Here is an 18,675-nt window from a genome sequence, read left to right on the forward strand (position 1 = left end):
GCGACGTCAGGTTTCATTCATGAATATTACCTTCTGCTCCACCATCCCAATCCTTCGCATCTTTGATGTGGAGAAAGCGAAGAGTTTCTACGTTGACTTTCTGGGGTTTCGGGTGGACTGGGAGCATCGGCACAATGAGAGATCACCGGGTTATATTCAGATTTCACGGGATGGACTTCTGCTCCACTTAACTGAGCACCACGGAGACTGCACACCGGGCTCAAAAGTCTTTGTCTGGATGCAGGGGATCGATGCATTCCACGAAAATATCACTTCGCGCGGCTACGAATACATGCGGCCAGCTCTGGAACCAACTTCTTACGGGTCAAGATGCGTCGAAGTGACGGATCCATTTGGAAACCGAATCAGCTTCAATGAAAAGACACCCATTGAGGACTCGTCGTCAGCAGGATGACGGGAAACATTGCCAACTGGTGTGCACGGCACATACGGGGTGCACGGCGCATACCGGGTGCACATGACAGCTGATTGCGCATGAAAAAACCGACGGGGACGTCGGTTCCGTGAATCACATCGCCCTGCACCAGGTGTCTGCAGAAAGAAATGCAGGGACTTTGTAAGTGGTGAAGCGGAGAGAGAGGGATTCGAACCCTCGGACCCCATTTCTGGAGTCACATCATTAGCAATGATGCGCATTCGGCCACTCTGCCATCTCTCCGTCGCGGAACGAGGTCTCGGGACCGTAGTTCGGCAGACACACTATAATCGGTTTACACAATCAGGCAAGTTCAGCTGAGATCCGGATTTCCGTCGAATTGAACATTCTCGCGTTTTCGCATGTCAAAAACAGGACCCGGCTGGAATTAACCGGCTTTCGGCGTATTTTCATGTGCGAACACGACACCTCCTGCGTTGCTCCGAGTTTCTTCAACTGTTGCACGAAACTCAGGCGCCGAAGCCAGGAATCAGGTGCTCCTGACGAACAGGCGATTAAGCGACAAAGCAAACGCCCCCCAAACTTTCCCGAACAAATCGCACGCCTCAGATTGACCATTCCATGACAGCAAACTTTACCCCCCAATCAAACGTTCGCCACCCTGCGTCTATGGCATGTCGCCCCGCATACGGACGGATCTCTCAAGCCTGCTACGCGACAAGCTGGGTAGCCGCTGCAATCTTGTTGTTCGGGCACGTTTGTGCCCCTACTTGTGTGGCAGCGGAACCAGCCGTCGCACAGGATGAAGAAGGCTTTACATTGCTTCAGGAAGGGACCCGCCCACTGGCGACAATCACCTTTGCAAGTGTTGAACGTCTGCTAACCGAAGGGGAGTACATCTTTGATGCCGCGGGGCAACCCGATGCGTTTGCAACAATCGCAAAAGGCGCCAACGAGTTTCTTGATCAACTGCCCGGACTCGACAAATCCAAACCTGCAGGATTGATGATTTACCTGCCTGCCATTATCCCCCCCATTCCCGAGGTCTTCTTGTTCCTGCCGACTGCCGACTTCGAGGACGTGACCCGATTTACAGAAAAAGTCCTTGAGCGTGCTCCTGTGGTGGGGGGAAAGCAGGCTGAAGAAGGACGTTACGAAGTTGTCGGACCACGCCGAACGTGGTATGTCAAGATGCAGGGGAATTATGCCATTATCCCGGTGGGCCCCAATGCAACTCCTGAAATGCTGGACCGCGAAATTCCAGCTCCCGACGCTCTGCTTGCGACTCAGGCCCAGCTTTATGATGTGTCCATCACACTGGACCTCGCTTCCATCCCACCTTTGACCCGCACCCTGCTCACAACTGTACTTACAGCGGGGATTTCCTCGCAAATGCAGCAACGCGATGAAGAACCGGACAGTGCTTATCAAATCCGACGAGCAGAAGGTGATCGAGCACTGGCTGCATTGCAGCAGATACTGGATGAATGCGACCGCATGATCTTCGCATTGAACGTCGATGCTGAAGAACACGCTGTGAACATGGATATGGTCATTGATGCGAAGAAGGGTACGAAGTTCTTTGACGAAATCCTTGAGTCAACCACAAAGCCCAGCTACTTCATTCCGCTGCTGGATGATTCGGCGGCGGCCTCGTTTTCGATGTCGTCGATCATCAACGAACGGGACCGCAACGCCTACATCAGGATGCTGGAGGGTGTTAAAGGTGAGGTAGTCCGAGTGATCTCTGAAAACGATCTCGGACCGGTCCCCGATGAAAATGGTCCGATCGGGCAGGCACTGAGCGGGCTGCAGGCGACGCTTGACGCCGCCCATATCGATGCCTTCGGACAGTTTTATTCCGATTCTGAAGACAAGCTGGCGATTGTCGGAGCGTTGAGGCTTGAGCAGGGTGACGCCATTGCACTCGGATTAACCGACTTGCTCGGACGACTGCAGGATGTTGCTGAAGTCACTGAGAAATTCGAAATCACCTCGGCATACGGTCAGCATCAGGGCATCGTTTTTCACCGACTCGTTCCAAAGCAGATTCCTCCGATGTTATCGGAACTGTTTGGCAGGAACCCAGGATTAACTTTCGGCGCGGGGGACAGAACACTTTGGCTGGCTCTTGGTGGTGAACCATCATACGACACAGTCACGGGGGTCATGGATCAGCTTCAGCACGCCCTTGAAAATCCTCAGGACCGTACTTCCCCGGCAAACTTCCGGGTGATCGTGAACGTCAATCAGTTGATTGAAATGCAGAAACGTGTCGCCGGAGCGATGTCGAGTGACAACGGAACAACAGATGACACACCGGACCAGGTTGTCGAGACGAGCCGCGAAGACAAGCCCGTCCTGACGAACCCGAGTAATACCTCCGGTGAGACACCGGCCCGAAGCAGGAGCAACAGCCGCCGAAGCCAGCGACGGGCAATCGCGGGAAGGATTTTCACAGAAACGATGGCTGAAGGTGACGACCGAATTGAAATTGATTTTCAGCCAACAGATTCCGGCGGCCGGATGCGAATTCGTCTCGAGGAAGGCTTCGTGCGAGTCTTCGGGCGTTTGATCGCGAATGCCGTCAATCCACAGGAATGATCTCCTGCAAATGACTTGCGTTTCCCGGTCCGCTATTGAATGCCCATCAGGACATGACGAGCGGAGATGGCCATTTCCCGAGCGGCTTGCGCTGATTCGGCTGTGACGGTCAAATGGCCCATCTTGCGACCTGTGCGCGTTTCGGCTTTGCCATACATGTGCACATGAACTCCCGGTCGATGAAGAAGAGAGTTCCAGCGATCGGGTGTTGCCGTCATCAGGTGATCGCCCAGCAGATTGATCATCGCCGCAGGTTGGGCCTGAAAGACGTTCCCCGAAGGCATTCCGCAAATTGCGCGTACCTGTTGTTCAAACTGGCATGAACAACAGGCATCAATTGTCAGGTGCCCGCTGTTGTGCGGACGGGGAGCAATTTCATTGACCAGAAGCCGACCTTCTGCCGTCACAAAGAACTCCACACATAAGACGCCCACCGCATCAAAATGTTCCAGTACTGCCCTGGCAATCTCGGCAGCTTCCTTTGTCGTCGATTCATTTAACAGTTCGGATGGACTAACTGAGACATCAAGGATGTGATTGACGTGTTGGTTCACTGACGGCTGAAAACAGGTGACGTCCCCATTGGTGAATCGTGCGGCAACGATTGAAATTTCATGTGAAAAACGAATCTCCTCCTCCAGAATGGCTTCATCCGTCTTCAGCGTCTGCCACGCTTCTGCCGCGTCATCCGGGCACTCAATACGCACCTGGCCCTTGCCATCATATCCCATCCGAGTTGTCTTCAGAATTCCTCGCCCATCGAACGCCGGCAGGACGGAAGCCAGCTCGGTTTCACTGCGAATGGGGGCAAAGTTTGCGGTTGGTATCCCTATTGATCGCAATGCGGTCTTTTCGGAAATGCGATGCTGTGAAGCTTTCAGCAGATCCACCCCCGGACGCACAGGTACCAGGGGCATCAGGAATTCCACCGTTTCGACTGGTATGTTTTCCTGTTCGTAACTGATGACATCTACCAGTTCAGCAAATTCTTTCAGTCGTTCAAAATCTGTAAACGAAGCGTCCCAGGATCGATCGCACACCTGACCTGCAGGAGAGTCCGATGGATCTCCGAACATCAGGACTCGGTAACCCATGCGTCTCGCGGCAATCGCAAACATTCGGCCCAACTGGCCACCACCCAGCATTCCCAGTGTCGCGCCTGGGGCAATGTGTTTAACGGAATGCTTGTTTGAATTTGTCACCATGATCTTAACTGTCTGCCAAATGGATAATTAAAGCGAACCGGGCAACGCTGTCGGCCGTCACGACTTCAGATCATCAAGCGAAAGCACCGAATCATCCATCACTGATGCCGTCTGCTGCTCCTGAAAACTGAGCAGCTGTTGCCGAATACGCTCGTCGTGCAGGCTGAGAATTCGCACGGCCAGCAGTCCTGCGTTCTTAGCCCCGGCTGTTCCGATCGCCATCGTTCCCACCGGAATTCCACCAGGCATCTGCACAATGGAAAGCAACGAATCCATCCCATTCAAAGCCTTGCTTTGAATCGGAACGCCAAGAACCGGCAGGATGGTTTGTGAGGCTATCATCCCTGGCAAGTGTGCGGCGCCGCCAGCCCCTGCAATGATCAGATGCAGTCCTCTTCGCTGAGCGGATTCGGCATACTCCGCCATCCACTGGGGAGTGCGATGTGCCGAAACGACACGAGCTTCGTACCGGATACAAAACTGTTCAAGGATTTCAGCTGCAGCAGCCATCGTCGGCCAGTCGGACCGACTGCCCATGACAACCCCGACTCGAATTACTTCGTTCGACATGATTCGCCCGGATACAGAAACAGAATGCTGTCATTCAACCAGTAACAGCCGCAAGGGACCGTCTGGATCCCATGGAACTTACCAGAAACACCCGGTCCTCGCAGTTGCCAACAATCGCTTTCTCACCAGCAATTCTCTCGTTCAGACCGTTCCGATTGGCATTGAACATCCCGCTGAAAGAAGAACCAGCCGCGCCAGCAGGGGATCGCTGGCAGATGGAAACCTGTGAAGAGGTCCCCTGCAAACGCATTCGGTAACCTGCACACGGTTCTTTCGGAGCTGCTCACAAGACCGAGGAAAGCCGGACCTCTTACCACTGAGGGGCAATTGTCAGCCGGGCAAATCTTCCAGCCATTTCCTTCGTGTCACCGGCGATCAATTCAATAGAGGCTGGACTCCCGGAACGGACAATGATCGGGTTGTTGCGTCCGGTGGAACTCCAAACGCTGTCGTTCGGCTGGCTTGAAAACCAGACAGCCGTCATGACTGTCGAGGTCAGCAGAAGATGTGAAGTCACGGCATTTGCCTGGGCATCCTCACTGTTTCTGGTCACGGTCTCTGAGCCTTGTCGGGAAGGAAGTTCAGCGAAGACTGTGACGCTGATCTTCGCGGGGACCGTCATCCGAAATGACTGCCGGGACTGCTGCTTTTGCTGTGCCGGCAACACCTGATGAAATGTACTGAACGCGATGATCAGGAGAAGCACCAGGCGGGGATACATTGGCAAAGCCATTCACGAAGCTCAAGCTGCATCCGTCGAACCCATCGACGGTCCGGAGCATTCCATGGCAAAGGTCGCGCCAAACTTCGCCAACGGACAGGTCCCCCCAGTCGCCAGGAGCACCGCAACTTCACTGCCTGTTTCGCGAATGGCGAAAAATGCAGGTTCTTCCCCATCAGCAATTTGACCTACTCAATTTCAGGGATAGGTTTCCATTGGCTTCTGCATCAAACCAATGCACGCAAAGAGTTTACGAAAAACAACGGGTGTTGCATCAGCACAACATCTCCTGATCAGAGCGGTCAGGAACAGCAACGTAAAGATTGCGGTTTGTAGCGATTGCGGAAAATGTGCCGGTCTTGACTTATTCGGAGGCGGGGGGTTTTCCGAATACACAACAGGTGGCTTGGCGTGGAAACACGTCAATCCGGGGAGTAACACACATGAAGACGAGCAACTTTGGATTGGTAAAGGTTTTCTCTTTCGCGTTGGTCGCAACTGTTTGCCAGCTGGCAGTCGGTCAAACGACTGATACACAGACATTCACAGTCACGGTTCCATCTGCACTTTCGATTGTGGCTCCCGCGGATCGACAGTTGAATCACGATACAACAAATAACAATCAAGTCTTTGTCCCAGGTGCTGATGTTGCCAATCACTGGGCCGTGATGTGTAACTCTGGTGCGGGAGCGACGGTCAACCTCACAACATCAACGCCATTTACCCATACAACAAACAGCAACTTCAAACGCGATGCCAGACTCGACCTTGCCATCAGTTCTTCCGACAACGATGGCACCGGCTCCGCTGTCTGGACCGTTTCAACAGCGACTGATACGACGGACTACGCCGGTGCTGACGCGGACGCATCCGTTCAGGCCACTTCCGCAGCTCCTGGCAAAGCAACGCTCGGACTCACTGTAACCTTTATTACTGATACCTATTCAACATTGTTGCAGGGTGACTACGAGATTGATGTCGTTGGCACGATCGCTGCCAACTAGTGACATTGCAGCAACAATGAAAAAGACGTGAGGCATGGACGCATTACGATCACACACGAAAACCAGAATGCCGTCCCGACTTTTCGGGACGGCATCTGCCGTTTGGTTGGCATTGCTCCTTTGCACGCGGAGCGAGTCAGCCCACGGACAGGCATTTGGCCTGCGCAGCCGCGACGGCCATCAATCGGCGACACACGATCTGACATCACAGCAATTCCCATTCGATGAAGTTCGCTGGGACGTGATCAACGCTCAGGAACGGGGAGTTGTCGCTGTCTGGGAGTTGACCACATTTGAAGTGACCGCGGGAAGGAAATCGCTGAATTCCGATGCCGCTGTGTCGGTGAGACTTCTGGATTCCAGTTCACGAAAAGGCTGGCAGGTCGTCAAGGCCAGCGACGCCACCCAATTGGACCGCGGTCGACAGAAGGCCACTGTGTCTGTCAGCAGCTCACGGAATGGGCAAGCGTCTTTCGGTTTGACAGTTTCCATGCTCAGCCGGACACCGGCAAGTCTGCCCGCCGGGCAGTATCGAGCCCAGCTTGTCGGAACCATCTCACCACTCTGATCGTGCAGGAGCCAATATCGCCGCCGAAGAATCCCGACGTACTCAAGACTCTGCATCTTTGAATGACACAACTCGAATAGCCATCCTTCCAATGCGACACCGATCGAACAACCAGCGACGCAACCACCGTTTAAAAGACGGCCATGTTGCATGGATTATCGGGCGAGTGTTAACGGCGTTGGTCTGTCTGCTGATCGCATCCGGTTGTCGGATTTATCCCGAGCACAAAAAGAAATCAATCAACGAACTGTATTTCGAAGCGCTCGCAGCCTCACAAAAAACTCCCGAAAACACATTGGGATTGAACCCTGCGGCTGGTCCGGCCCAGGCAGGATTGAAAACATTTCCAGCCAGTCACGAATTGCTTACGCCGACTCCAGGTACGCCCGATACGGTGCCGCCTGTTCCCCGACCGGAGAGTTTTCAGGCAGTACCAGAATTCAGTGAACGACAAAGTCCTGTCACTGTTGATCCACAAGTTCTGAAGTCGCTTCCGGAAATTCCTGCATCGCAGGTGCCAAATGCCGGCTGGCGACGAGCGGGTGCCTCAATTGCGGAGGGGTCCGTACGGACTGTTTCCCATAAGGCCCGTTCGACAACGGTCACAGAAATCTTTGAAGATACAGATGTGCGTCAGGCGCTGCAGTCGCTGGCACAGCAGGCGGATGTTGATCTGATCCTCGATGAGCGGGTCAATGGCGTAGCATCCGCGGTCATCGAGGATGAGCCCTTTGAATCTGCCCTTCGAAAAGTGCTTCTGCCACTGGGACTTGTCTATCGAAGGACCGACAAAGGCGAATACATTGTGGCCTCCCCTGATCCCGATTCTCCTTTGTTCCCACTGATTGCAGAACGATTTGAGTACCGGCCCACTCACCTTGGGCCCGAAGAACTCCTCCGTCTGGTACCGGACCGGGAGAGTCAGTACCTGACTGTCATTGAAAAACGAAACCTGATTGTGGTTGAGGCACCACGAGAAATGGCTTCGCCAATCCTTCAGAGACTGCAGGATTCGGATACACCCATTCCGCAGGTCGAACTCGAAGCAATCGTGTGTGTCATCGCACCAGAACGTGGTTTCCGTTCAGGTCTCGACTGGGGGCACGCTGTAACCTTGAATGGTTCGGATATGTTTCGAATTGGCATGACGGGCCTGGCATTCTCCGGTGTCGGTTCGGGAACAGGACTGGGGGATTCATTTTCCAGCTTTGCCGTGACGTCGACGTTTGTAAAGCTGCTGGCGGAAGAAGGCTATCTTTCCATCCGGGCAGCTCCGCGTGTCACAGCGCGAGATGGTGAACAGGCCAGCATCTCAATTACTCGTCAATCTTTTTTCAGTACGCAACCTGTCAACGCGAATCAGTTCTTTCGTCAGGAGATCGAGCAGGTTGAAGCGGGTATTCAGCTGGAGATTACGCCTGTGATACGAGGCAACAATATCACCGTTCGTATCGAGAAGGCCGAGGTAAGTGAAGATATTCGGACAGCGGATGTGAATTCGCAGATTGCCAACAATCCATTTCCTTTGATCAACCGCCGAACAGTTTCAACAACCGTCCACGTGAAGGATGGCGAAACCATTGTGATCGGCGGCCTTGTGCAACGTCAGGTCGTGGATCGTCTGGCTCGTATTCCTGTGCTTGGAAGCATTCCCGGCATCGGCCGAATGTTTCAGACGGTTGAACAAACTGAACATGATGCTGAGGTCGTGATCTTCATTTCACCGCGCATCGTTGGAGACACACCCGCATGCGGAGTTTGTGAGCCGGGTTTACAGACCAGCATGGCCGTCGATGAGACCGGACTCATGTCACCTGTCCCCACATCACCTGTCCGGGGCGACTCGTTTCAGTTGCAGTAAAGATGTGCATCATGATGAATTCAACCATAAGCTCCATCCGCGCGAGCATTCAATTTTTCACCCGATGCGCGATTCTGTTCACGGCGACGCTCACCATAGCACAAGACAACGTTGAGCTGCGACCAAATCTGCGTGATGGCAAGCCAACCCCGGAGCTGCGTGCTGTTCGAGTTCAGGAAGATGTAAAGCCCGCCTTCCTGATCTCGCCTCTTGTACACCGTCTGCAGGCCCGGCGCGGGCAGCTGATTCGTTTCGAATTCGAAGTGGAATCAAACAAGCGCGCGTCAAGGCTGGAAATCAGACCCGTGTCCATGACGCAGCAGGATAATGGCGTCATCATGCCGGATGACGCCGCTCCGGCGCCGCAAATGATTCAACTGCTCAGTCCATCCAGTATTGACTTAACCGAATCGGAAAAACACGTCATCACTGCCCAGATGCGAGTACCTGTCACCAATGCGCCATTTTTGTCGTACGGAATCCTTGCGAAAGAGATTCCGCTGGACGGACCCGCTTCTGGCACTGAGGATGAGAAGGCTCGTGTTGGCATCCGATTCGTAACACAGTATCTGCTTCGCGTAGATGTGGACGTTCTTGGAGTCAGAGGAGACTCGGTTGCCGCACTGGAACTGTATGACGGCCAGTTGATAGCGGAGAAGGGTCTATCTCTCACCCGGATCTTTGCTCATAATCCGACCGAAACAGCTATGGAGTTTGGCGTTGAATGTCAGCTGTTAACGAGAGGCGAGCAATCTGTTGGCAAACCATTTGGCCTGGTTGTGCCTGTTCGAGCCGGGCAGGATCCCCCCGAACGCTTCAACTGCCGCATCCTTCCGGGGGCTCGATTGCGACTCGAAGAATTTCTGCCACATCCCGTCTTCTCCGGCGACTACAGTCTGAGCGCCAGACTGACACACCAGGGCAGGACCATTCGGACAGTGCAGTTTCCTGTCACAATTCATGATGGGCAATTTCCCGCTCAGGACGCGGCCATTGTTCGCGTTGCCCGGGACATTTCCGTAGAACCGGCCAGCGTCGAACTCTCACTGCAGAGAGGTGGTAACCGGATATCGTCTTTGAGCATCACCAATCAAAGTCTGCAACGAGTCATTGTTGAATCTCAGGCCATCCCGATGCAGGGCTTCCTGCATGAATCATTGCGAATCAAGCCCTCAACTTTTCAACTGGAACCAAATCGCACGCGTAAAGTGCTGGTCATGCTCGAAGGTGGCTCGTCTTTCGATGAACACAGCTACGCTTTTGCTGAGATTACGGTTCGTCCCGAAATCGGTGAAGCGATCGGATCGCACCGAGTGCCCGTTTGCGTCCTGACCGACAGCAAATCACAGCCACAAATTTCTCCCGGTGAGCTAGTCTGGAAAGCCACGCCAGCCTCCGCAGGTTTCGCCATCCCCGTCACGAACCGTGGCCTGCGGCATGTGCCGCTTGAAGGGCGACTTTCGCTGGTTGATGGATTTGGCCGTGGATTGGTGACCGAAGCGGGCTACGGAAAATGGCTGCTGCCGGGAGAATCGAGTGAACTCTTCTTTGGATTCAGGCAGCCCCCGCCTCCCGGGACGTACACGGTTCGGGCCGAAATCAGTCAGGGAGAATCACTGCCTCCGCTACAGATGCAGCAGACTCTCCAGCTTTCCACCATGCTTCAGGAAAGCATGTCAACCAGCAAAGCCACTCCGAAGACCAACGTGGAATAGACCGCATTCCGTCCGATCTGTTCGTTTTCAGTGATGAGACACACAGGCAACGGTCGAACTACTCGACGCAGTTCAGCGATTTTCCCGAACCTCTTGGTTGCCCACAGCAAGGATCTTTTCTAGACTGCGTGGCGACCTTGTCGGCGTCGGTTCATGGCCTGACAGGTTGATAAAGTGCTGTTCGCGCAAGTGGCGAAATCGGCAGACGCGCTAGCTTCAGGAGCTAGTGGGGTAACACCCGTGGAGGTTCAAGTCCTCTCTTGCGCACTTTAGGGTTCTGAAAAAGAACAAGAGAACACTGAGGCCCGGCTTTTAAAAGCCGGGCCTTTTCTTTTGCTTCATGGTTCATTCTCCGGGGTTCTAACGGGGATAATCGTCTTTCAGCGATCGGAGAAGGCATGTTGGAGATCGGACGGTTTTCATTTGGTGTCGGTGATCGATTTGCCCATCAGGCCGGCGCCCAATTGCGGGCTTTTCAAATGCTGGCCGATAAGGGCATCGAAGTCGTACCTGTCTGGAATAAATCCAATCGTGAACATACGTTCGTTGGATCTGAACCACAGTGTGTGTTCGATGCTGCTCAGGCTGCGGTCAACGCTCTGGGATGGAATCGCCCATGGCACGTTGACGCCGACCACATTAATCTGAAAACAGTCGATCGCTTTCTTCCGTGTTCAGACTTCTTCACGCTGGATGTTGCCGATTCCATTGGTCACCCCGCTTCAGAATCAGACGTCTGTGCATTCGTCGATCGGCACCCGGAACTGGTTGGAACCGTCACGATTCAGGGAATTGAACAACCTTTCACCACATCAAGACAGGACGTTGAAAGTACGGCAGCGAAGTACCTGAAGGCGGTTCATGATGCCGGTGCCATCTACCGACACATTGCTGCGGCAAAAGGCGAAGAAAACTTTATAGCCGAAGTTTCAATGGACGAAACAGACGCTCCTCAATCTCCATCGGAGCTGCTGGTGATTCTGGCGGCACTGGCGGACCAAAAAGTGCGTGTGCAGACGATCGCTCCCAAGTTCACGGGCAGATTCAACAAAGGGGTCGACTATGTCGGAAATCTTGTGCAGTTCGAAAAGGAATTCAGCGAGGATCTCGCTGTTATCGCTCACGCTGTCGCTCAGTATGGATTGCCGTCGAATCTGAAGCTCAGCGTTCACAGCGGAAGCGATAAGTTCAGCATCTACCCGATCATTCGACGATGCCTTGCTGCCACAGGTGCAGGCTTACATTTGAAGACCGCTGGAACGACATGGCTTGAAGAACTCATCGGACTTGCCGAAGCCGGTGGAGACGGGCTTGAACTGGCAAAAGAAATCTACGCATACGCGCTCGAACACGTGGATGAGCTCTGCTCGCCTTATGCCAGTGTGATCGACATTGATAAGTCTAAACTCCCCACAGCAGAAACAGTGAATCGTTGGGGTGGCAGCCAGATGGCGAGCGTTCTTCGTCACATCCCTGGACATCCGGAATTCAATGCTCATGTGCGGCAGTTGCTGCATGTCTCGTTCAAGATTGCGGCCAGGGCAGGCAGTCAATACACCGATCTACTGAAATTCAACGAAGAAATCGTCGGGCAACAAGTGACAGAAAACATCTTCGATCGCCACATGAAGCCGCTGTTTCTGGAGTAATTCACCAGCAATTGACAGAAAACTCCAGTGGATTGCGACCTGAGTTCTGACTCCGATTTCGCAGATCGCTTTGACTTTCCGCAGAACAAGGGATCGCAGCCCGTTGCAACTGAAAACCTGACGCTTCAGCGAAGAATCGATGGCAAGTCGTCGTTCGTGAAGAGTTGCTTTGATGACAACCGGTTGAAGACAGAACCCGATACGCCTGCGAGGGATCGTCATCCCGCCAACGCTTCGGGTTCCCTTTCCTGTGGTTCTTCAACTGCCTGCTGAGCTGACGCTTCAGGCTGCTTTTCGCATGTTCTTTTTCCACGGACAGCGAAGCGAACGACTGATGCTCAATTCGTCACTGCGGTTTCGTACTTGACCCCATCCGGAACGTTCACGGGCACGGCAACCGTTGTACCAAAGTCACCTTCCGTGACTGTAAGCGAATCGACCGCAACAAATGCCGTGAAACTGCTCATCAGGTTGTAATTAAGCGCTGTCTGGATAACCTCCTGCCTGAATTCAACGGCTTCATGTGGACGTTGCGATGCCGCCATCATCAGGTCGGCAATCTTCATCCGCGCCCAGACCGCAGCAATTCCTGGATGTTCATCGGAACGGTCTTCACCAGCAAGATCGACTGAAAATGTCTGGGGCGCCAAGTCGATTCGGCCACCGACGGTCACTGTCGATGGCTCTCCGTTGAAGCGTCCTGTGACAACAATGGGGCGACCGACAATCAGGTCCGGAATTCGTTTTGGAAAGACTTCTATCACATCCATGTCGCCAAAATCGATGGTCAGATCCGTCATGGCCGGATGGCTGATCCTCTGCTGAAAACGATCCATAATATCGACAGCATTGTCATTGAGACTCAAATAGGTCACGGCGCCCTGCCCCAGAAGGGCCATGCGATCCATCAGATAACGATTGGGGGACGAGCCCACACCAAAGCTGAAGATACGCGAAGCTCCCAGCTTTGCGGACAGCGTCTGCAGAATTTGCTGTTCGTTTCCAATGAACCCATCGGTCATAAACGACACCAGTCGAAAACGACCTTCGTCATGCGGAAAATCCAGCGCGGCTTTGATGCCTTCGATCATTTGGGTCCCTCCGCTTCCGCTCAGAGTCTGCAGGTACTGAAGCCCCCTGTGAACGTTCTCCGGCGTTGCCCGAAGCGGTTCTTTGCCAAGTTTCGAGCTGTTGTTACTGAACTGAATGATCTGGAAGGTATCTCTGGGTGTCAGTTGCTGCAGCGAATATTCGATAGCGGCCTTTGACTGTTCAATCGGTTTGCCGTTCATGCTGCCAGAGCAATCCAGCACGTATACCATCTCCATAGCACTCCGCTGAACGCTGGACAGTTCCGCGGGTGGATAAATCATCATCGTAAAATACTGACCGTGCTCGTCCTTGTGCGTCAGCATGGCGGTTTTAATTTGATCGCCCGCAACTCGATAACGCAGAATGAAGTCCTTATTGGGCAGGGAATCTTTCGCTGACAGACGGATCCGGCGTTCGCAGGGGGAGGTTGATTGTTCTTCGATGGCGTGGTTAACACAGCGTACATTTTCGATTTCTACGCCTGTATTGATATTCACGGTGACTGCGACATCGTGACCACTTCTTTCGCCGGGAGCCAGATACTGAACTTCGGTTTTCTGGCCGCTCGCACCATGGTTTCCGCGGGAAACCGCGCCAATTCCATCGTTCGTTGCGGCGGGATTGAATCGTGGACCAACAACCATCGGAAAGACGAATTCATAATCCCCGTCATCATAACGCAGCGTATTGAAGTAACGGATATTGATATCGATTTGTTTTCCGGGTTCGATATTGGCAACCTTCTGCGTGAAGATATTCGGGCGTTCCTGAGTCAACAATGAGGCAACGTGCCCCTGAGCTCTGGCTTGAGCGTAAATCTGTTCGGCCTTTTCACGTTCGCGAATGATGCCCCGAATTTTTCGATCGCCGACCGTCATAACAAATTCATTCACCGCTGCATTCTGTGGAAGCGGAAACAAATAGACCGCTTCAATCTTGCTGTTATACGGATTGTGAAACTGCTGAGTAACATCGACGGTTGCGATATATCCATCAATATTGCCAACGACGTTCGTATGCCTGAGCGGCACAGGGACCTGCCGGGTTTCATTTGGCAGTGTTGCCATCAAAGCGCCGCAACCAGGCGTCTCTGTATCCGGCAGAGCTGTTGTATTGATATCAGCCTTCGCAATCACCCAGAGCTCTTCGCCGGGTCCCGGCTCGCCGATACGGCCCCCGGACTTCGCGTCAGGATCAGGAAATCGTCCCAGGATGGTTTCCGTACGCATTCTGCGCTCGGGAGACTGACGGCCCGGCTGCTGACCACTCCGTTGCTGACCACTCCGTTGCTGACCACTCTGTTGCTGACCACTGATAATTTCTTCTTCTGTTGGCTTGTTCGTTTCTGTCCGGCCGGCTGCGCCAAAGCCTCCGGAAAGGGATTCCGTCAATCCTCTCTGCGCTAAAGGCATCTCTTTTGAGAGACTGGAATCCAGAGACAGACCGGCAGCGGCGGGGTCTGAAGCGGGCACCGGGGCACCGGACGGAGCTGCACTCCGATATCCGTCTTTTGGTGAGTCGAAGAGGACTTTTCGATCAAGCCCTTCTGCAGAAGCTGCTTCTCCGGCCGCTGGTTGTCCCGACGCGGTCACCACACTGTCAGCAGCGACATCGCTGGCGGTCTGCGCTGAGGATGACATTTCCAGTGGTGCATCATCACCGAAACGGTCAACTGACCCCGCGGATTCATCCCGGGACGCTGCCGGAGTATTGGAAAGGGCTTCCGGGCTGGTCGTTGATTCATCGCCACCGCACCCAGCGGCAGACAGAAGTGCCACGAACGAAAGTCCGAGCACCATCCAGGCTTTGAATCGGCTGTTCGTATTCATGATTTCGTAACCTTTCGGAAGAGTTCATGTCTCCGAGGCCTGCGGCCAGGAGGAGCTATGCGGGTGAGATTTGTTTCACTGTGGAAACGATTCTGTACGGACATTCCCCGCAGGCAGATGATGCCAGCAGGAGTGACAATGAATGAGCTACTGAACTAGCATTGCTTTTGCGATGCTGAGCGACGCAGGGATACGCTGACCGTCGGTCGTCGCCGAAGCAATCAACGAAGTTTGCCAGGTGCGATCCTCGGGCCCTTCGACCTGAACGTGGACGCGAGCAACACGACTCTTTCCCTTTGGCAATTCTTTTCCTGTGTTGAACGCAGCAAGGATCACACGATTGCCATTCATCGCCTTCGAGTCGTAATAGGGTGGCTCAGCGAATGCAGCATGCTCACCGCCTTCGATACCAACGATCTCGACTCCGGCAGTCAGACTATTCAATTCAAACTGATAGGCAGCCAGGGGCAATTCGCCGGAGTCGACGAACACATCAATGGCTTCGAACCGGGTCCCGCCAATACGAGTGTTCTGGTCGCCTTCGAGCTGTACCTGAATTACCTCTTTTTGCACCGGAGTTGTCTGGTCGGCGTCAACAACCGTATGCGTTGTCAGACTCTGTGCATACGTAAAGGCTGCGGCACACACATCGAAGGCGATCAGCAACAGCCACACCAGCGGCACTGATCGCCGACCTGCGGATCGAATTGTCGGTCGATTTTCGATCATTGTTCTTCTCCTCATTCAGCCCACAGAGGGGCGGCAGGTCAGTTTGCGTGTGAGATTCTCTCCGGAGAAACCGGCCACTGCTCACACCTTCTGAAAGATCCCTTGTGTTCATCGAACGGCAACCAGCACTGGGTGGCTGCCACCCTGTGATGCCCGGCTAAAAGCCAGACGATCGTTCCGGGTTTCTGTCCGGCACTAAAGCGAAACGATGAATCGGGCCAGTTGATCCACATCTTCCTGATCGACGACTCCATCGTGGTTTCGATCGAACTCCGGCCTTGTACTGATCAGATCCGTTTCCACAGGATTTGTGCTGTTCGTCCTGATCTGTCGTGCAAGTGCAAACGCATCCAGAATATCTATGTGCCCATCCTGGTCGATGTCATCAAAACGCACAGACTGAACGGAATCCATATCCGCGACCGCGGCGCTGGCTTCTATGCCGAACGAGCGGCTGACTTCTGCAGATGGCTCTGCTGACTTCGGGGTGAATTCATTCATGGCGATCAGGTCCCGGGATGGGTCTGTTTGTCGCAGGGTGACGATGACAAAACACAAAGCGGCAGCGGTAGTGACGAGCGAAGCAGCCATCCATCGACGTCGGCTGGACTTTGGTTGTCTGACACGCTGCGATTTCAGTTGAGCAGCAGTGGCCGAGAGGATGACGGCGTCTGTCTCGGGCGAAACATCAGGCACAGCTCCGTACCGACGTTTCAGTACCGTACGCAAGTCATCCGGTATTTCCTCATCCGGCTTGTTGTGGTTGTCGCCGGTTGTCATAACGTGTCCTTTCTTTCCGGAGGTATGTTTGCAGCAACCAGGCAACCAGGCCGATCAACATCAAAACAGGCCAGATCGATGCGAGGGCTATGATGAATTCTGTGGCAGCAAACCAGCCTCTTGCCAGACTGGCTGAAAATCGTCGCATAAAGTGCTGACTCGTCACAATGGGCTCGTAAAACGTGACCGTCAGCGAACTGAATTGAATTTGATTCTGCAAAAAGCGGAACCGGGATTCACTGGATTCGATTTCACCCCGAATTGTATCCAGATGGGCTTCTATCTTCAGAATTTCGTCGATGGAATTCGCCTGCTTCAGCAGGTCACGATATCGCTGTTCTGTGTCCTTTCGGGTCGTTAGTCTCGCTTCCAGGTCGATGAATTCCTGACTTACGTCAGTGGCATCAATTTCTCGTACATCGAATTGTTCGATGCCCTGACTGATGGCAGCAACGAGATCATCAAAACGAGACGCTTCTATTCTGATGGTCAGTGTTTCTGAAAGCGAAGTGTGATTTCGCTGCTGATGTTCATCCGCCAGAAACCCCCGATGCTGCTGAATGGCAGACGTGATCCGATGACGTGACTGGACACGGTCATTCGTTGGGAACACAAGGGTCCCGCGTCTGATCAGATAAGGATTCGTAGTGGATGAGGTCTCTTCCGAAATGTGAGTGTCATCAAGATTGGCCACATGATGGGCATCAGCATGAGCTTCCGGCTGTTGCGAAGTTCTGTGTGTTGATTCATCTATTTTGCCGCATCCGACAATCAAACATCCCAACAGGAGAATGTTTCGGAATCCATAAACCGGCATTTGACTGCTCCCGCTGACGCAGAGTTCAGGGCTGACCATTCACGACTCATTGAGCACAGGCGACTTCGAAAAGGTTCAAAGATTCCGGAAACTTTTTCGGTCGTTCGTCGTCCAAGCCAATCGCAAGCCTATGGGAGTGTTTTGGGGAGCTGTTTCGATGATGTCCGAGTCACAGGAAGGCCTGACCGACCAGCAGCTGGTCGAGGCTCTGAATTCGGGCGATTTGACGGCTTTCGAAGCAATCTACTTCCGCTATCGCGACTGGGTCATGCGGCTGGCATTTCGGTTGACCGGCAACCATGATGACGCTTTGGATGTGCTGCAGGAAACCTTCACTTATCTCGCGGGCAAGTTCCCCGGATTTGTCCTCACGGCCGCCATGACCACATTCCTGTACCCAGCCGTCCGGAATCTTGCCATCGCGGCGAACAGGAAACGTCGACGTTCCAGCGGCGGCGATGAAGTGCTGGAGTTCTTTGAATCGCCCACCTCTGCCCCGACTTCACCCGCCGATGATATTGAACCCATACTGACATCACTCTCGAGCGACCACCGGGAAATTCTGCTGATGCGGTTTGTCGACGATCTCACCCAGCCCGAAATTGCCGCCGCACTGAATATTCCGCTTGGCACGGTCAAATCGCGTCTGCATCATGCCATTCAAACCCTGAAGTCCTCGCCGGCCGGTCAGCGGTTGCTGGGCCGATCGGATTCAGGTTAGCTTAGCTTGGCTTAGCTTAGCAGCCTGTTGAAGAACGGGACTGGCTCGAGCAGGAGATCTGAAAACACGATGGTTTCCAGTGGTCCTGCGTACCTGCCCCGAGTTTTAACGGATAGCGAGGCTGGAGAGACGATGGAATGTCAGTCTGTCCTCTCAGTGGCAGCCGGATCAGTGACAGCCAGACGTTAAGCGATTGCACTCGGATTCCCCAGAAGCCATATGGCCGTGATTGAGATACCCGCGGGGCCGGCGTGGTCCCTTCTGGACGCGTATGCTGGCGTTTAGACGGGCGCCAGGATGGCCGCGATCCTTGGGGGATGCCTTTCAATGGGCTGGCAGTTGCGAATGGAATTTGGCCGTCAGTCGGCCGTTCGGCAGATTCAGACGGCATCTTGTCCGCAAATCCGACACCT

The 18,675-nt window shown here is 53.8% G+C and carries 15 protein-coding genes and 2 tRNA genes; 9 read left to right on the top strand and 8 right to left on the bottom strand.

The window, feature by feature from the left end; genetic code table 11:
• The first annotated feature begins 19 nt into the window (after nt 1–19).
• Nucleotides 20–415 (top strand): glyoxalase superfamily protein, encoded by a 396-nt coding sequence (locus tag R3C20_15560; GenBank protein ID MEZ6041920.1) that lies wholly within the window; start codon nt 20–22, stop codon nt 413–415.
• 175 nt (nt 416–590) lie between these two features.
• Here the strand turns inward: R3C20_15560 and R3C20_15565 are convergent.
• Nucleotides 591–679: transfer RNA gene (locus tag R3C20_15565), tRNA-Ser, on the bottom strand.
• 339 nt (nt 680–1,018) lie between these two features.
• Between R3C20_15565 and R3C20_15570 the strand changes: the two genes are divergently transcribed.
• Entirely contained in the window at nt 1,019–3,001 is a 1,983-nt protein-coding gene (locus tag R3C20_15570) for a hypothetical protein (protein ID MEZ6041921.1), read from the top strand.
• A 32-nt stretch (nt 3,002–3,033) separates the two neighbouring features.
• On the opposite strand, the gene R3C20_15575 is transcribed toward R3C20_15570, so the two are convergent.
• The 3 genes from R3C20_15575 to R3C20_15585 form a co-directional block, all read right to left on the bottom strand.
• The gene (locus R3C20_15575) at nt 3,034–4,206 is read right to left on the bottom strand and encodes a 5-(carboxyamino)imidazole ribonucleotide synthase (GenBank protein ID MEZ6041922.1); all 1,173 of its coding nucleotides are present in this window, start codon (nt 4,204–4,206) and stop codon (nt 3,034–3,036) included.
• A 57-nt stretch (nt 4,207–4,263) separates the two neighbouring features.
• Nucleotides 4,264–4,776 carry a 5-(carboxyamino)imidazole ribonucleotide mutase gene (purE, locus tag R3C20_15580; GenBank protein ID MEZ6041923.1) on the bottom strand — a complete coding sequence of 171 codons (513 nt, stop codon included), beginning with the start codon at nt 4,774–4,776 and terminating at the stop codon, nt 4,264–4,266.
• Nucleotides 4,777–5,086: 310 nt separating this feature from the next.
• Complete coding sequence (locus R3C20_15585; GenBank protein ID MEZ6041924.1) at nt 5,087–5,497, bottom strand: hypothetical protein; 411 nt, start codon at nt 5,495–5,497, stop codon at nt 5,087–5,089.
• Between the two features lie 443 nt (nt 5,498–5,940).
• On the opposite strand from R3C20_15585, the gene R3C20_15590 reads away from it, so the two are divergent.
• The 6 genes from R3C20_15590 to R3C20_15615 all read left to right on the top strand — a co-directional run bounded on the left by R3C20_15590 (nt 5,941) and on the right by R3C20_15615 (nt 12,294).
• Nucleotides 5,941–6,501 (top strand): hypothetical protein, encoded by a 561-nt coding sequence (locus R3C20_15590; protein MEZ6041925.1) that lies wholly within the window; start codon nt 5,941–5,943, stop codon nt 6,499–6,501.
• A gap of 67 nt (nt 6,502–6,568) precedes the next feature.
• Nucleotides 6,569–7,069: a hypothetical protein gene (locus R3C20_15595; GenBank protein ID MEZ6041926.1), complete on the top strand. Its 501-nt coding sequence runs from the start codon at nt 6,569–6,571 to the stop codon at nt 7,067–7,069.
• A 91-nt stretch (nt 7,070–7,160) separates the two neighbouring features.
• Nucleotides 7,161–8,930 carry a hypothetical protein gene (locus tag R3C20_15600; protein ID MEZ6041927.1) on the top strand — a complete coding sequence of 590 codons (1,770 nt, stop codon included), beginning with the start codon at nt 7,161–7,163 and terminating at the stop codon, nt 8,928–8,930.
• Nucleotides 8,931–8,944: 14 nt separating this feature from the next.
• Nucleotides 8,945–10,645 carry a hypothetical protein gene (locus R3C20_15605; GenBank protein ID MEZ6041928.1) on the top strand — a complete coding sequence of 567 codons (1,701 nt, stop codon included), beginning with the start codon at nt 8,945–8,947 and terminating at the stop codon, nt 10,643–10,645.
• Between the two features lie 183 nt (nt 10,646–10,828).
• Nucleotides 10,829–10,912, top strand: a tRNA-Leu gene (locus R3C20_15610).
• Between the two features lie 131 nt (nt 10,913–11,043).
• Nucleotides 11,044–12,294, top strand: a complete 1,251-nt coding sequence (locus R3C20_15615) for a tagaturonate epimerase family protein (protein ID MEZ6041929.1) — start codon at nt 11,044–11,046, stop codon at nt 12,292–12,294.
• A 338-nt stretch (nt 12,295–12,632) separates the two neighbouring features.
• Here R3C20_15615 and R3C20_15620 read toward each other — a convergent pair whose 3' ends face one another.
• The 4 genes from R3C20_15620 to R3C20_15635 form a co-directional block, all read right to left on the bottom strand.
• Nucleotides 12,633–15,215, bottom strand: coding sequence for a VIT and VWA domain-containing protein (locus R3C20_15620; protein ID MEZ6041930.1), 2,583 nt, complete (start codon nt 15,213–15,215; stop codon nt 12,633–12,635).
• A 147-nt stretch (nt 15,216–15,362) separates the two neighbouring features.
• Nucleotides 15,363–15,944, bottom strand: coding sequence for a hypothetical protein (locus R3C20_15625; GenBank protein ID MEZ6041931.1), 582 nt, complete (start codon nt 15,942–15,944; stop codon nt 15,363–15,365).
• Nucleotides 15,945–16,139: 195 nt separating this feature from the next.
• On the bottom strand, nt 16,140–16,724 hold the full coding sequence (locus R3C20_15630; GenBank protein MEZ6041932.1) for a hypothetical protein: 585 nt from the start codon (nt 16,722–16,724) through the stop codon (nt 16,140–16,142).
• Complete coding sequence (locus R3C20_15635; protein MEZ6041933.1) at nt 16,690–17,541, bottom strand: DUF4349 domain-containing protein; 852 nt, start codon at nt 17,539–17,541, stop codon at nt 16,690–16,692. Before R3C20_15635 ends, R3C20_15630 begins: the two co-directional genes overlap by 35 nt.
• A gap of 157 nt (nt 17,542–17,698) precedes the next feature.
• Here R3C20_15635 and R3C20_15640 point away from each other — a divergent pair, with 157 nt between their 5' ends.
• The gene (locus tag R3C20_15640) at nt 17,699–18,262 is read left to right on the top strand and encodes an RNA polymerase sigma factor (GenBank protein MEZ6041934.1); all 564 of its coding nucleotides are present in this window, start codon (nt 17,699–17,701) and stop codon (nt 18,260–18,262) included.
• Nucleotides 18,263–18,675: the final 413 nt, after the last annotated feature.

This window comes from Planctomycetaceae bacterium, from assembly GCA_041398825.1.
Taxonomy (GTDB): domain Bacteria; phylum Planctomycetota; class Planctomycetia; order Planctomycetales; family Planctomycetaceae; genus F1-80-MAGs062.

Coding starts and splice junctions, on each gene's coding strand:
- R3C20_15560 (MEZ6041920.1), top strand. CDS start 20: ATGAATATTACCTTCTGCTCCACCATCCCAATCCTTCGCATCTTTGAT.
- R3C20_15570 (MEZ6041921.1), top strand. CDS start 1,019: ATGACAGCAAACTTTACCCCCCAATCAAACGTTCGCCACCCTGCGTCT.
- R3C20_15575 (MEZ6041922.1), bottom strand. CDS start 4,206: ATGGTGACAAATTCAAACAAGCATTCCGTTAAACACATTGCCCCAGGC.
- purE (MEZ6041923.1), bottom strand. CDS start 4,776: ATGTCGAACGAAGTAATTCGAGTCGGGGTTGTCATGGGCAGTCGGTCC.
- R3C20_15585 (MEZ6041924.1), bottom strand. CDS start 5,497: ATGTATCCCCGCCTGGTGCTTCTCCTGATCATCGCGTTCAGTACATTT.
- R3C20_15590 (MEZ6041925.1), top strand. CDS start 5,941: ATGAAGACGAGCAACTTTGGATTGGTAAAGGTTTTCTCTTTCGCGTTG.
- R3C20_15595 (MEZ6041926.1), top strand. CDS start 6,569: ATGCCGTCCCGACTTTTCGGGACGGCATCTGCCGTTTGGTTGGCATTG.
- R3C20_15600 (MEZ6041927.1), top strand. CDS start 7,161: ATGCGACACCGATCGAACAACCAGCGACGCAACCACCGTTTAAAAGAC.
- R3C20_15605 (MEZ6041928.1), top strand. CDS start 8,945: ATGAATTCAACCATAAGCTCCATCCGCGCGAGCATTCAATTTTTCACC.
- R3C20_15615 (MEZ6041929.1), top strand. CDS start 11,044: ATGTTGGAGATCGGACGGTTTTCATTTGGTGTCGGTGATCGATTTGCC.
- R3C20_15620 (MEZ6041930.1), bottom strand. CDS start 15,215: ATGAATACGAACAGCCGATTCAAAGCCTGGATGGTGCTCGGACTTTCG.
- R3C20_15625 (MEZ6041931.1), bottom strand. CDS start 15,944: ATGATCGAAAATCGACCGACAATTCGATCCGCAGGTCGGCGATCAGTG.
- R3C20_15630 (MEZ6041932.1), bottom strand. CDS start 16,724: ATGACAACCGGCGACAACCACAACAAGCCGGATGAGGAAATACCGGAT.
- R3C20_15635 (MEZ6041933.1), bottom strand. CDS start 17,541: ATGCCGGTTTATGGATTCCGAAACATTCTCCTGTTGGGATGTTTGATT.
- R3C20_15640 (MEZ6041934.1), top strand. CDS start 17,699: ATGATGTCCGAGTCACAGGAAGGCCTGACCGACCAGCAGCTGGTCGAG.